Raw genomic sequence first — 13,208 nt, 5'->3', positions numbered from 1 at the left:
ATCATCCCTTTACGCTCTGTCATGCCAACAAAACGTTGTGCATCACAGCGATGCACAACGGTGATGGAGGTTATTTGGCGGCGGCTTCGCGCCACTGCTTAATAAATTCCAGACGTTTTTTCGGCTCCAGATATTCCAGCAGTGATTCATCCACCGGGATCGGCTTCAGCGCCTGCCCCAGCAGTTTGGTCATGCCATCAATATCGTTTTTGCCTTCAATATCCTGGCGCAGAGAAGGAATATCCGCCTGGTTGGCGAGAATGCTCTGCCCTTTTTCCGACAGCACATAGTCAAACCACAGTTTCGCCGCGTTGCTGTGTTCCGCTTCCGCACTGATAAACGACACGCGCGACAGCACCAGCACATAATCTTTCGGGTAAGAGATGCCCAGCGATTTATCCCCTTTAATGCGCGCTTCGGCATACGAGCCAAGGATGTTGTAACCGATCAGGTTTTCACCCGACGAGACACGCTCCATCATGGTGCCGGTAGAGGATTGCACCGTCAGGCCGCCTTTGGCGATATCCCCCAGATGCGCGAAATAGTCTTTGTCGCTTTTGCTGTCCTGCACGGCGAGCATAAAACCGAGGCCGGACTTTTCAATATCGTAGGTGGTGACTTTATTTTTGAATTTATCGCTCTGCGCGGCGATTAATTTCGCCAGCGCGCTGTGAGAATCGGGAACATCGCCTGCGGGGATCAGCCGTTTATTATAAATAAACACCACCGGTTCATAGGTGGTGCCATAGGCTTTTTGCTGCCACACCGCCCACTTCGGTAATTTCTCTTTTTCTGGTGAAGCATATTCGGCGGCATAATCCGTCGCCAGCTTCAGCGCGGTATCCATCGATGAACTCCAGACCACATCGCCGCTGCCGCTGCCGGAGGCCTGCTCGCTGAGATAGCGGTTATACAGCTCGGTGCTGTTCATATCGTTATATTCGACTTTAATTCCCGGATATTGCTCCTCAAAGCCTTTAATCAGCGGGCCTGCAGCTTTGGTATCCGTTGTCGAATAGATAACGACTTTGCCCTCTTTCGTCCCGGCATCGACGATTTTCTGATACTCCGCCGGATAGCCCGCAGGCACCGCCGCCAGCGCAGAGCCAGCAAATACGGTGGCCAGAACGGCGGCCAGCGTTGCAATCTTCCCTTCCATACAACCCCCTGGTATTGTTTTTGAAACACAAAATTAACATATAGACCGTGCGCCAACCGATGCAATAAAGTTGCTTGTTTTTTCTGACTTTTGTGACGGTGACGTGATTTAAATATATGCTGTTTCCGCGCGGAAAATAGCAGGCAAAAAAAACCGTAAATATCCGCTTAATATCATGCTCTGTCCGCCTTCTCGTGCCGAAAAATAGCCAGAAAGAAGAAAATAACGTCGTGTGAAATAACGTAAAAATACCCCGTTTAGTGTCTTATATCGCCCCATCGATATACCGATACAAGCGTATGCTGATCGCAAACTTTCAGGAGATCACAACGCAATGGCAGCAGTGGCAACGGACGTTATCAGCGGCGCAATCATTTCCGGGATTGAGAAAGCGCATGAAGATTACCGGAAAATGTCAGGTGGATACTGGGTGTGGACAGCCGCGGAGTACATGCTGACCACCTATATCGCCAAAGAGTTGAGCGAAATGGAAGGGGCGAAATTCGTTACCATCGAGAGTAATGGCAGCAGTTCGATGGAACATGCGCAGGCTATCGCGCCTGGCCCCAAACCTCTTAAAGCGCGGCTGAATGGGCGCTTTGATATTCTGCTGTGGTGGGGAAAATCCCAGCCGCGCGCCGTTATTGAAGTGAAAAACCAGCCCGGCGGCCCCTCCACCTGGTATCACGATATCGAGCGTATTACCTCAGTGCTGAAAATCAGCCGCGAAACCTCTTCCATTAAATTTGGCGCCTTCGCCTATTACTACTCCGCCGCCGACGGTGAGTTGCTTAGCGGTGCGGAGAAGGTGTCGCAGAAATTTGCGCGCGTGGAAGACTACGTACGGAAACAGATCGCTGACCGTTATCACGTTTACCAGGTCACTTCGGAAATTCATGACGAAGGGGTAGAAGGCGCCTGGGGCGCAGCGTGTCTGATTATCCGCATGATATAAACATCGCCTCAGCTACCCGCCACCGCAGCCTGCGGTGGCCTGCCCAACCTTAAGCGAAACCTTCGCGTTCATTATTTGTTCGCCTGTTCGTCATAAAACGATCATCTGTTGTGCCGTTAATGGTCGCCAGTTGAATGACAAAAACCGGAAGACTTATGAACAGCGCGTTGGCAGAACTTTCTGAACACCCCTATTCGCCTCTGCATCAATTAAACACCGTGCCGAAACAAAAGGTGCTGAGCGTCAGGAACTTGCGCAAATCATATAACGAGCATCAGACCGTGCTGGACGATATCAGTTTCGATCTGCACAGCGGCGAGATGGTCGGCGTGATTGGCCGTTCCGGCGCGGGTAAATCAACGCTTTTACATGTACTGAATGGCACGCACAGCGCCAGCGCTGGCGAGATCTTAAGTTACACCGATGATGAAGGCGAGCCGCGTGATGTCTCACGTCTGAAAGGCCGTGCGCTCAATCAGTGGCGCAGCCAGTGCGGCATGATTTTCCAGGACTTCTGCCTCGTTCCGCGCCTGGATGTGCTGACCAACGTGTTGCTTGGGCGTCTGAGCCAGACATCAACGCTAAAATCGCTGTTTAAAGTTTTCACCGACGAAGACCGCGCGAAAGCCATCGCCCTGCTCGAATGGCTGAACATGCTGCCGCATGCGTTACAGCGTGCAGAGACGCTCTCCGGCGGGCAGATGCAGCGCGTGGCGATTTGCCGGGCGCTGATCCAGAACCCCTCGTTATTACTGGCGGACGAACCTGTCGCTTCGCTGGATCCGAAAAATACCCAGCGCATCATGGACGTGCTGCGCGAAGTGAGCCAGCAGGGCATCAGCGTGATGGTCAACCTGCACTCTGTTGAGCTGGTGAAAGAGTACTGCACGCGGGTTATCGGCGTGGCGCAGGGATGCATTATTTTCGATGACCACCCTTCCCGGCTGACACAGGATGTTCTGCACGTGCTGTACGGCGATGAAATCAGCCAATTGCATTAATTATTCCTTCCAATGAGACAACACAGGCAATGACAATGAAAAACCCTATTTCTGGCGCATTACGTTTATCTGCATTGATGACAGGTCTTCTGCTGGCATGGCAGGCCTCTGCCGCTGAGCAGCCGAAGGAATTGAATCTGGGGATTCTGGGCGGGCAGAACGCGACCCAGCAAATCGGCGATAACCAGTGTGTGAAAGAGTTTCTCGATAAAGAGCTGAACGTCGATACCAAACTGCGCAACTCCTCTGACTACTCCGGTGTGATCCAGGGGCTGCTGGGCGGGAAAGTTGACGTGGTACTGAGCATGTCGCCTTCCTCTTACGCCTCGGTGTATATCAACAACCCGAAAGCGGTCGATATCGTGGGCATCGCCGTTGACGATAAAGATCAATCGCGCGGTTACCACTCCGTGGTGATCGTGAAAGCCGACAGCCCGTACAAAAAGCTGGAAGATCTGAAAGGCAAAGCGTTCGGCTTTGCGGACCCGGATTCCACCTCCGGCTACCTGATCCCGAACTACGCGTTCAAACAGAAGTTCGGCGGCAATGCCGACAACAAATACAACAACTACTTCTCCAGCGTTACCTTCTCTGGCGGTCATGAGCAGGACATCCTCGGCGTGCTGAACGGCCAGTTCGCGGGCGCGGTCACCTGGACGTCAATGGTTGGCGATTATAATACCGGCTACAGCACGGGCGCCTTTAACCGCCTGATCCGCATGGATCACCCGAATCTGATGAAAGAGATCCGCATCATCTGGGAATCGACGCTGATCCCGAACGGCCCGATTCTGGTGAGCAACAGCCTGCCGGCGGATTTCAAAGCCAAAGTCATTACCGCCGTGAAGAAACTGGATACCGATAATCACGCCTGCTTCGTGAAAGCGATGGGCGGCACGCAGCATATCGGCCCGGGCAGCGTGGACGATTTCAAACAGATTATCGAGATGAAACGCGAGCTGGTGACTGCACGTTAATCGGCACGCCATGAAATAAGCCCCTGCGTCGCACCAGGGGCTTTTATTCGATTGTCATACAGGACGCTATTGCAACGCATGAACACGTCGAATACGCAGTTTGAGCACTATTACCAGCAGGTCAGAGCGCGCCAGAAGCGCGACACTGTGGCCTGGTCGTTACTACTGCTGGCGCTCTGGTTTGCCGCCGGGAACGCCGCCGAATTTAATATTTTTACCATCTGGCACTCACTGCCCAACTTCCTCGATTACATGCTGGAAACCGTGCCGACGCTGCACTGGTCTGTGCTTTTTGCCGACAGCCACACCAAAGGCTCGCTGGCGTATTGGGGTTATCGCCTGCCGATTCAGTTACCGCTGATTTGGGAGACTCTGCAACTGGCGCTGGCCTCAACGCTATTCTCTTTTGTCATCGCTGGCGTGCTGGCTTTTCTGGCAGCGGGCAACACCTGGTCGCCACCGCCGGTACGTTTTGCCATTCGCGCGCTGGTGGCGTTTTTGCGCACCATGCCGGAGCTGGCGTGGGCGGTCATTTTCGTGATGGCATTTGGCATTGGCGCGATTCCCGGTTTCCTCGCGCTAGCGCTGCACACCGTCGGCAGCCTGACCAAAATGTTTTATGAAGCGGTGGAAAGCACGCAGGATCGCCCGGTACGCGGGCTGGCCGCCTGCGGCGCCACGCATCTGCAACGCATCCGCTTCGCGCTGTGGCCGCAGGTCAAACCGATTTTTCTCTCCTACGGTTTTATGCGCCTGGAGATTAACTTCCGCTCCTCCACCATTCTCGGTCTGGTTGGCGCAGGCGGCATCGGCCAGGAGCTGATGACCAATATCAAACTCGACCGCTACGATCAGGTCAGCATTACACTGCTGCTGATCATCATTGTGGTTTCGGCGCTCGATACCCTCTCTGGCCGTTTGCGTCAGTGGGTGCTGGAGGGGACAAAATGACAAGCTGGCAAGCCGTACCGAATGTGACCTTAAGCCGGAAACTGCACAGTGATTTGTTCAAGGCGCAGGGGCGCTATCTGCGCCGTCTCGGCCTGATCGCGCTGGCCGCTGCGCTCTATTATCTGTGGTTTTTTATGCAGTTCGGCATTCCGCTCGATCAGGCACTTAACGGCATGCAGCAGATTGGCCGCTATCTGCTGCGCATGTTTGTCTGGCACGATTTCCTCAACTGGCCATTTGGCTACTATTTCTCGCAGATTGGCATCACGCTGGCGATTGTTTTCGCCGGTACGCTCACCGCCACCATGCTGGCGTTACTGCTCTCATTCCTTGCCGCACGCAACATCATGCGCGGCGGGTTTCTCGGTGCGGTGGCGTTTTGTATGCGTCGCCTGTTCGATATTCTGCGCGGCATCGATATGGCGATCTGGGGGCTGATTTTTGTGCGTGCCGTTGGTCTCGGGCCGCTGGCCGGGGTACTGGCAATCATCATGCAGGATACCGGTCTGCTTGGCCGTCTGTATGCGGAAAGCCATGAAGCGGTGGATCGTTCGCCGGGACGCGGTATGACGGCTGTCGGCGCGAGCGGCCTGCAAAAGCACCGTTTCAGCACCTTTACCCAGTCATTCCCGACCTTCCTCGCGCTGAGCCTTTATCAGATCGAGTCCAACACCCGTTCGGCGGCGGTGCTGGGGTTTGTCGGCGCGGGCGGTATCGGTCTGATTTATGCCGAAAACATGCGGCTATGGAACTGGGATGTGGTGATGTTTATCACTGTGATTCTGGTCGCGGTGGTGATGCTGATGGATATGGCATCGGCCTGGCTGCGCCGACGCTATATTATCGGTAAACCGGTGCCGCTGTTTAAGCCAGAGTAAGCTGCCAGTTAAGTTGCGGCCAGCGGCGCAGTTCTCCTTGCGCCGCCAGTTGCGGGCAGGGATTCACCATAAACACGTGGTTGGCGTATTCGCAGAGCGGCAAATCGTTAATCGAGTCGGTGTAAAACGTCACCTCCCCACGATGCTGCGGGTGATGAACAAGGAAGTTTTCCAGGCAGGTAATTTTGCCCTGCTGATAGCTCGGCGTACCGTCGATGACCCCCGTGTAGCGCCCATTATCGGTTTTCACCTCCACGCCAATCGCGTGCTCAATGCCCAGCACTGGCGCAATCGCCTTCACCAGTAAACTGACCGACGCGGAGATAATCAGCATCGCCTGGTTGCTGGCCTGCAATTCCCTGATTAACGCCAGCGCCTGCGGGTAGATGCGCGGCACAATCTCCGTTTCCACACACCGCGCCACCATGCTATCCACCAGCGCCACCGGGAAATCGCGCAGCGGCGACATGGTCAGCGCCACATACTCGTGCAGATTCATTTCGCCACGCGCGTAATCCTGCATCATCCGCTCTTCATGGTGCAAATATTCCGCGCCATCGGCAAAACCTTCACGCACCAGGTAGCGGCTCCATAGCGTGCTACTGTCACCAGAAATCAAGGTGTTATCGAGATCGAAAACGTACAGCGGTTGCGGCATTGTTGCGTCCAGAGTAAGGAAACCCGCCCTGCACCTTAGCAAAAAAAGATGACAACTTAACGATGCAGTTGATTTGCTAAACCGGTTTAGTTAAGTTTTAGCGATTATTTTAAAGCGGGAGAGAGTTATGTCAGCACGAGTCTGGTGTCTGGGCGACGCCGTGGTCGATTTACTGCCGGAAGGCGCAGGGTGCTTGTTGCAGTGTCCCGGCGGCGCACCAGCGAATGTGGCGGTCGGTATTGCGCGTTTGCAGGGAAACAGCGGTTTTATCGGCCGCGTCGGTGACGATCCTTTTGGTCATTTTATGCGTCAAACCCTCGACGCCGAACAGGTGAATACCGCGTTTATGTCTGCCGATCCGGCGCAGCGCACCTCCACGGTGATAGTCGCGCTCGATGAAGGGGGTGAGCGCTCATTTACCTTTATGGTACGACCGGGCGCCGATCTGTTTCTCGCTGTGGATGATTTACCCCCCTTTCAGCGCGGCGAATGGTTGCACTGCTGCTCGATTGCGCTCTCTGCTGAACCGTCGCGCAGCACCACGTTTACGGCGATGACGCGCATCCGTGAGGCCGGGGGATTTGTTAGCTTCGACCCGAATATCCGCCACGATCTGTGGGCCGATCCGCAGCAGTTGCACGATGCCCTGAGCCAGGCCTTCACGCTGGCGGACGTGGTAAAACTCTCGGAAGAAGAGCTGGCCTTTTTTAGTGGCCAGGCGGATATCGACGCCAGCATGCAGCAATTGGCCGAACGCTTCGCCATCCCGCTGTTGCTGGTGACGCAGGGTAAAGCAGGCGTCAAAGCCTGCCTGCGCGGCGCGCTCAGCGCCTGGCCGACACAGCCGGTTATCAGCGTCGATACCACCGGCGCGGGAGATGCGTTTGTTGCCGGATTACTGTGGGAGCTGGCGCAGCACGGGCTACCGGATACCCAGGCGCAACTTGGCGAACGTCTTGCCACCGCGCAGCGCTGCGGAGCACTCGCCACCACGGCGAAAGGCGCGATGACCGCCTTGCCCTATCGTCATCAACTGGAAGAACAACCCGTCTGAGTGCCGCTTCGTTTTGCGAGCCGTCTCACAATCACTAAACCGGTTTAGCAAATTTGATTGCGTGATGAAATTAGCCGTGCGTATGATTCATCACCTAAACCGGTTTAGCAAAAAAACAATCCTGTGATGATAGCTCTTCCTTAGGGATGCAAAATGATGAAAAAAAGCACGCTTGCTGTAACCCTTGGTTTGATATTCAGCTCTGGCGCTGCACTGGCAGCCGATCCCAGCATGAGCAGTATAGAAGCTCGTCTTGCCGCGCTGGAACAGCGTTTACAGGCGGCAGAACAACGCGCAAATGCCGCAGAAACCCGCGCCAAAGCGGCGGAAAAACAGGCGCAGCAACTGGCAACCGCGCAGCAGCAGACGCAAACCACGACCAGCCAGGTTGAGCAGCGCACTGCCAAACTGGAGCAAAAAGCCACCGATGAAGGCGGGTTTGAGTTCCACGGCTACGCCCGCTCCGGCCTGCTGATGAACAACTCCGCTGCTAAAACGCAGGGCGGACCAACGGTGACCCCGGCAGGTGAAACCGGTGGTCATGTCGGTCGCCTGGGTAACGAACCGGATACCTATGTCGAGATGAACCTCGAACATAAACAGACGCTGGCAAACGGCGCAACCACGCGCTTTAAGGTAATGCTGGCCGACGGGCAAAAAACCTATAACGACTGGACAGCCTCCAGCAGCGATCTCAACCTGCGCCAGGCGTTTACCGAAATCGGCCATCTACCGAGCTTCACCGGCGCATTTAAAGACTCCACCGTCTGGGCCGGTAAACGTTTTGACCGCGATAACTTTGATATCCACTGGATCGACTCCGATGTGGTGTTCCTCGCCGGGACCGGCGCAGGGATCTACGACATGAAGTGGAATGATGACACACACAGCAACCTGTCAATTTACGGCCGCACCTTCGGCGACATTGAGAACAGTGAAAACACGGCGCAGAACTATATTCTGTCGCTGAACAACTTCTACGGCCCGCTGCAACTGATGGTCAGTGGCATGCGCGCCAAAGATAACGACGATCGTGTCGATCTCGACGGCAATAAAGTGAAGGGCGACGCCGCGAATACCGGTGTACATGCGCTGCTCGGCCTGCATAACGACAGCTTCTATGGGCTGCGGGAAGGCTCGGCGAAAACCGCCCTGCTCTACGGCCACGGGCTGGGCGCAGAGGTGAAATCAATCGGTTCCGACGGCGCGCTGCTGCCGGAAGCGAACACCTGGCGCCTCGCCAGCTACGGCATCACACCGCTGGGCGGCGGCTGGCATATTGCACCGGCCGTACTGGCGCAAAGCAGTAAAGATCGCTACGTCAAAGGCGACAGTTACCAGTGGGCGACCGCCAACTTGCGCCTGATTCAGGGGATCACCGAAAACTTCGAAATGCAGTACGAAGGCAGCTACCAGTACATGGATCTGCGCCCGGAAGGCTACAACAGCCGTAACGCAGTGAGCGGTAGCTTCTATAAACTGACCGTCGCCCCGACGCTGAAAGCCAGCGACGTCGGCGAATTCCTCAAACGCCCGGAAATCCGCCTGTTCGCCACCTGGATGGACTGGGATCACCGTCTGGATAAGTACGCCAGCGATGATGCCTTTGGCAGCAACGGCTTTAAATCCGGCGGCGAGTGGAACTTCGGCGTCCAAATGGAGACCTGGTTCTAATGAGTTCGGCCCCTGCGGGGTGCGGGGGTCGTCTCAACCGGGTTAACACCACAATAACGAGAAGACAGAGGTTGTTATGGATTTTGCACAAATTGCCCGCGCGCTGCTGCTGCCGCTGGGCGGTAAGGATAATATCGCCAGCGCCGCGCACTGCGCCACGCGCCTGCGCTTAGTGCTGGTGGAAGACGCGAAAGCCGATACCGCGGCGATCGGCAAAATTGACGGCGTGAAAGGCTGTTTTCGTAACGCCGGGCAGTTGCAGATTATTTTCGGCACTGGTGTGGTGAATAAAGTCTACGCCGCGTTTATCGCCGAGGCCGGAATCAACGAATCGAGCAAGTCAGAAGCCGCCGATATCGCCGCGCGCAAGCTCAATCCGTTCCAGCGTATTGCCCGCCTGCTGTCGAACATTTTCGTGCCAATTATCCCGGCGATCGTTGCCTCCGGCTTGCTGATGGGGCTGCTGGGAATGGTGAAAACCTACGGCTGGGTGAACCCGGACAACGCTCTGTACATCATGCTCGACATGTTCAGCTCGGCGGCGTTTATCATTCTGCCAATCCTGATTGGCTTTACCGCCGCCCGCGAGTTTGGCGGTAACCCCTATCTTGGCGCGACACTGGGCGGCATTCTGACGCACCCGGCGCTGACCAACGCCTGGGGCGTGGCGGCGGGCTTCCATACCATGAACTTTTTCGGTATCGAAGTGGCGATGATCGGCTACCAGGGGACCGTTTTCCCGGTACTGCTGGCCGTGTGGTTTATGAGCCTGCTGGAGAAGCAACTGCGCCGGGTGATCCCGGATGCGCTGGATCTGATCCTGACGCCGTTCCTGACGGTGATTATCTCTGGTTTTATCGCCATGCTGGTTATCGGCCCGGCGGGGCGCGCACTGGGCGACGGCATCTCTTTTGTCCTCAGCACATTGATTAGCCATGCAGGCTGGCTGGCCGGTATGCTGTTCGGCGGGCTCTATTCGGTGATTGTGATTACCGGCGTGCATCACAGTTTTCACGCGATTGAAGCCGGGCTGCTGGGCAATCCATCTATCGGCGTCAACTTCCTGCTGCCGATCTGGGCGATGGCTAACGTCGCGCAGGGCGGTGCCTGTCTGGCGGTATGGTTTAAAACGAAAGATGCGAAGATCAAAGCCATTACCCTGCCTTCGGCGTTCTCGGCGCTGCTCGGCATCACCGAGGCGGCGATTTTCGGTATTAACCTGCGCTTTGTGAAACCCTTTATCGCCGCGCTTATCGGCGGGGCTGCGGGCGGCGCGTGGGTGGTTTCAGTGCATGTGTATATGACGGCGGTCGGCCTGACGGGCATCCCTGGTATGGCGATTGTGCAGGCCAGCTCGCTGCTCAACTATGTTATTGGGATGGTGATTGCATTTAGCGCCGCGTTTGTTATCTCTTACCTGCTGAAATACAAAACGGACTCCGAATAATGGCTTCAACAACCCTGCTGCCTGCCATGTTGCAGGCAGTAATGAAAGGCCAGCCGAAAGCGCTGGCCGACCCGCACTACCCCGCCTGGCATCTTGCGCCGGTGACCGGGCTGCTTAACGATCCGAACGGTTTTATCCAGTTCGCCGGGCGTTATCATCTGTTCTACCAGTGGAATGCGCTGGGGTGTCAGCACCTGCACAAATGCTGGGCGCACTGGAGTTCGGCGGATTTAGTCCACTGGCAGCATGAACCGATCGCGCTGATGCCCGACGAAGAGTATGACCGCAATGGGTGCTACTCCGGCAGCGCCATTGATAACAATGGCGTGCTGACGCTGTGCTACACCGGCAACGTGAAGTTTGACGATGGTTCCCGCACCGCGTGGCAGTGCCTGGCGGTACAAAACAGCGACGGCGGTTTCGACAAGCTCGGCCCGGCCATTCCGTTGCCGCACGGCTACACCGGCCATGTGCGCGACCCGAAAGTGTGGCGGCACGACGGGCAATGGTACATGGTGCTGGGCGCGCAGGATTTACAGTTGCAGGGCAAGGTGCTGCTGCTGCGCTCAGAGAATTTGTGGAACTGGCAAAACCTCGGTGAAATCGCCGGTAGCGACCTGAACGGGCTGGGCGATGCGGGCTATATGTGGGAGTGCCCGGATATGTTCACCCTCGGCGACCGCACCTTTCTGATCTGCTGCCCGCAGGGCGTAGCGCGTGAGGAGAAACGCTACCTCAATACCTACCCGAGCGCCTATCTCAGCGGTACGCTGGATTACGCCAGCGCGCAGTATCAGCACGGTGAGTTTACCGAACTGGATGCCGGGTTTGAGTTTTACGCCCCGCAAACCACGCTCGCCGATGATGGCCGCCGCCTGCTGGTCGGCTGGATGGGCGTACCGGATGGCGAAGAGATGTTACAGCCAACCGTGGCGAATGGCTGGATCCACCAGATGACCTGCCTGCGTGAACTGACTGAACATAACGGTAAGCTCTATCAGCAGCCGGTTGCTGAGCTACAGGCGCTGCGCGGTGAAGAACAGCGCTATCGCGGTACGGCAGAAGCGATGACTGCGCTGGAGGCAGAGCAACTTGAGCTGGTGCTGGAAAGCGAGGGCGGGTTAACGCTGAATTTCGCCGATACGCTCATTCTCGAATGGCGCGGCGACGAACTGCGTCTGGCCCGTCGCAGCCTGCAAACCGGCGAGTGGCTGTACCGTTACTGGCGCGGCAGCGCGCAGAAGTTGCAGATCCTCTGCGATCGCTCAAGCGTGGAGATCTTTATCAACGAGGGCGAAGGGGTGATGAGCAGCCGCTATTTCCCGACGCATCCGGCGCAATTAACCCTGCGCGGAGGCGCAGAAGTACAGGCCCACTACTGGTCGTTACGTTCTTGCATGGTAGAATAAGTGCTTGTTTCCTTAAACGATGCAAAACCGTGCGAAAAACAAAACGCGTTACCATCAGTGATATCGCTGCGCTGGCAGGGGTGTCGAAAGCCACTGCCAGCCTGGTGCTTAACGGCCGCGGCAAAGAGCTACGCGTGGCGCAGGAGACGCGCGACCGCGTGCTGGCGATCGCCCAACAGCATCACTACCAGCCGAGCATTTATGCCCGTCTGCTGCGCGAAAACCGCAGCCACACGCTGGGGCTGGTGGTGCCGGAAATCACCAACTACGGTTTTGCCGTTTTTTCCCATGAGCTGGAAAACCTCTGCCGCGAAGCCGGTCTGCAACTGCTGATCGCCTGTACCGACGAAAATGCCAGCCAGGAGACAGTGGTGGTCAATAACCTGATCGCGCGCCAGGTGGATGGCCTGATTGTCGCCTCCAGCATGCAGAGCGACAGCGACTACGTGAAGCTCAGCGAACAGTTGCCGGTGGTGTTGTTTGACCGCCACATCAATGACACTCAGTTGCCGCTGGTGATCACCGATTCGCTGACGCCGACGGCGGATTTAGTCGAACGCCTGGCGCGGGCAAACCCCGATGAAATCTACTTTCTTGGCGGCCAGCCACGGCTTTCTCCCACCAAAGATCGGCTCGCCGGGTTTATGCAGGGGCTGGAGCGTGCGGGCGTAACGCCGCGCCCGGAGTGGATTATTCACGGTAACTACCACCCGAGCAGCGGTTACGAGATGTTCGCCGCGCTGTGCGCCAGGCTGGGTCGCCCGCCGAAGGCGCTGTTTACCGCCGCCTGCGGGCTGCTCGAAGGGGTGCTGCGCTATATGAGCCAGCACCATTTGCTGGAGAGCGACATCCATATCGCCAGCTTTGACGATCATTACCTGTATGATTCGCTGTCGCTGCACATCGACACCGTCGAGCAGAACGTGCCGCGTCTGGCGCAGGATTGCTTCGAGATAATCACCCAAATGATTGAAGGCAACGAACCGGCAATGCCGCAGCGCGTACTGCCAGCGACATTGCGCTGGCGTCATGCACAGTAATGACG

At 56.5% G+C, this 13,208-nt stretch carries 12 protein-coding genes; 10 read left to right on the top strand and 2 right to left on the bottom strand.

What is annotated here, in order from left to right; genetic code table 11:
* Positions 1 to 70: 70 nt before the first annotated feature.
* Positions 71 to 1,159, bottom strand: coding sequence for an ABC transporter substrate-binding protein (locus Y71_RS06025; RefSeq protein WP_007370608.1), 1,089 nt, complete (start codon positions 1,157 to 1,159; stop codon positions 71 to 73).
* A gap of 334 nt (positions 1,160 to 1,493) precedes the next feature.
* Between Y71_RS06025 and Y71_RS06020 the strand changes: the two genes are divergently transcribed.
* The 5 genes from Y71_RS06020 to phnE (Y71_RS06000) all read left to right on the top strand — a co-directional run bounded on the left by Y71_RS06020 (position 1,494) and on the right by phnE (Y71_RS06000) (position 5,921).
* The gene (locus Y71_RS06020; RefSeq protein WP_007370607.1) at positions 1,494 to 2,114 is read left to right on the top strand and encodes a hypothetical protein; all 621 of its coding nucleotides are present in this window, start codon (positions 1,494 to 1,496) and stop codon (positions 2,112 to 2,114) included.
* 155 nt (positions 2,115 to 2,269) lie between these two features.
* The gene (phnC, locus tag Y71_RS06015) at positions 2,270 to 3,115 is read left to right on the top strand and encodes a phosphonate ABC transporter ATP-binding protein (RefSeq protein WP_007370605.1); all 846 of its coding nucleotides are present in this window, start codon (positions 2,270 to 2,272) and stop codon (positions 3,113 to 3,115) included.
* A 35-nt stretch (positions 3,116 to 3,150) separates the two neighbouring features.
* Positions 3,151 to 4,092 carry a phosphonate ABC transporter substrate-binding protein gene (gene phnD / locus Y71_RS06010; protein ID WP_035890112.1) on the top strand — a complete coding sequence of 314 codons (942 nt, stop codon included), beginning with the start codon at positions 3,151 to 3,153 and terminating at the stop codon, positions 4,090 to 4,092.
* Between the two features lie 78 nt (positions 4,093 to 4,170).
* The gene (gene phnE, locus Y71_RS06005; RefSeq protein WP_007370603.1) at positions 4,171 to 5,043 is read left to right on the top strand and encodes a phosphonate ABC transporter, permease protein PhnE; all 873 of its coding nucleotides are present in this window, start codon (positions 4,171 to 4,173) and stop codon (positions 5,041 to 5,043) included.
* Entirely contained in the window at positions 5,040 to 5,921 is an 882-nt protein-coding gene (gene phnE / locus Y71_RS06000) for a phosphonate ABC transporter, permease protein PhnE (RefSeq protein ID WP_007370602.1), read from the top strand. Before phnE (Y71_RS06005) ends, phnE (Y71_RS06000) begins: the two co-directional genes overlap by 4 nt.
* On the opposite strand, the gene Y71_RS05995 is transcribed toward phnE (Y71_RS06000), so the two are convergent.
* Positions 5,908 to 6,579 (bottom strand): HAD family hydrolase, encoded by a 672-nt coding sequence (locus tag Y71_RS05995; RefSeq protein ID WP_007370601.1) that lies wholly within the window; start codon positions 6,577 to 6,579, stop codon positions 5,908 to 5,910. The two genes, phnE (Y71_RS06000) and Y71_RS05995, sit on opposite strands and share 14 nt — an antisense overlap.
* A gap of 127 nt (positions 6,580 to 6,706) precedes the next feature.
* On the opposite strand from Y71_RS05995, the gene cscK reads away from it, so the two are divergent.
* From cscK to Y71_RS05970, 5 genes are all read left to right on the top strand, one after another.
* Entirely contained in the window at positions 6,707 to 7,633 is a 927-nt protein-coding gene (gene cscK, locus Y71_RS05990) for a fructokinase (RefSeq protein ID WP_007370600.1), read from the top strand.
* A gap of 156 nt (positions 7,634 to 7,789) precedes the next feature.
* On the top strand, positions 7,790 to 9,307 hold the full coding sequence (locus Y71_RS05985) for a carbohydrate porin (RefSeq protein ID WP_035890143.1): 1,518 nt from the start codon (positions 7,790 to 7,792) through the stop codon (positions 9,305 to 9,307).
* Positions 9,308 to 9,383: 76 nt separating this feature from the next.
* Entirely contained in the window at positions 9,384 to 10,754 is a 1,371-nt protein-coding gene (locus tag Y71_RS05980) for a sucrose-specific PTS transporter subunit IIBC (RefSeq protein WP_007370598.1), read from the top strand.
* Positions 10,754 to 12,163: a sucrose-6-phosphate hydrolase gene (locus Y71_RS05975; RefSeq protein ID WP_007370597.1), complete on the top strand. Its 1,410-nt coding sequence runs from the start codon at positions 10,754 to 10,756 to the stop codon at positions 12,161 to 12,163. Before Y71_RS05980 ends, Y71_RS05975 begins: the two co-directional genes overlap by 1 nt.
* Before the next feature lie 29 nt (positions 12,164 to 12,192).
* A complete protein-coding gene (locus tag Y71_RS05970; protein WP_007370596.1) occupies positions 12,193 to 13,203 on the top strand; it encodes a substrate-binding domain-containing protein in 1,011 nt (336 codons plus the stop codon).
* The last annotated feature ends 5 nt before the right edge of the window (positions 13,204 to 13,208 follow it).

It is taken from the genome of Kosakonia radicincitans DSM 16656 (assembly GCF_000280495.2).
In the GTDB taxonomy this organism is placed as follows: Bacteria; Pseudomonadota; Gammaproteobacteria; order Enterobacterales; family Enterobacteriaceae; genus Kosakonia; species Kosakonia radicincitans.
Note: the sequence above shows the minus strand (reverse complement) of the source record. Positions and strands in the feature narration are given on the sequence as shown.

What these genes read in the sequence shown, in the direction of transcription:
- Y71_RS06025 (WP_007370608.1), bottom strand. Translation starts at nt 1,159, where the DNA reads ATGGAAGGGAAGATTGCAACGCTGGCCGCCGTTCTGGCCACCGTATTT.
- Y71_RS06020 (WP_007370607.1), top strand. Translation starts at nt 1,494, where the DNA reads ATGGCAGCAGTGGCAACGGACGTTATCAGCGGCGCAATCATTTCCGGG.
- phnC (WP_007370605.1), top strand. Translation starts at nt 2,270, where the DNA reads ATGAACAGCGCGTTGGCAGAACTTTCTGAACACCCCTATTCGCCTCTG.
- phnD (WP_035890112.1), top strand. Translation starts at nt 3,151, where the DNA reads ATGAAAAACCCTATTTCTGGCGCATTACGTTTATCTGCATTGATGACA.
- phnE (WP_007370603.1), top strand. Translation starts at nt 4,171, where the DNA reads ATGAACACGTCGAATACGCAGTTTGAGCACTATTACCAGCAGGTCAGA.
- phnE (WP_007370602.1), top strand. Translation starts at nt 5,040, where the DNA reads ATGACAAGCTGGCAAGCCGTACCGAATGTGACCTTAAGCCGGAAACTG.
- Y71_RS05995 (WP_007370601.1), bottom strand. Translation starts at nt 6,579, where the DNA reads ATGCCGCAACCGCTGTACGTTTTCGATCTCGATAACACCTTGATTTCT.
- cscK (WP_007370600.1), top strand. Translation starts at nt 6,707, where the DNA reads ATGTCAGCACGAGTCTGGTGTCTGGGCGACGCCGTGGTCGATTTACTG.
- Y71_RS05985 (WP_035890143.1), top strand. Translation starts at nt 7,790, where the DNA reads ATGAAAAAAAGCACGCTTGCTGTAACCCTTGGTTTGATATTCAGCTCT.
- Y71_RS05980 (WP_007370598.1), top strand. Translation starts at nt 9,384, where the DNA reads ATGGATTTTGCACAAATTGCCCGCGCGCTGCTGCTGCCGCTGGGCGGT.
- Y71_RS05975 (WP_007370597.1), top strand. Translation starts at nt 10,754, where the DNA reads ATGGCTTCAACAACCCTGCTGCCTGCCATGTTGCAGGCAGTAATGAAA.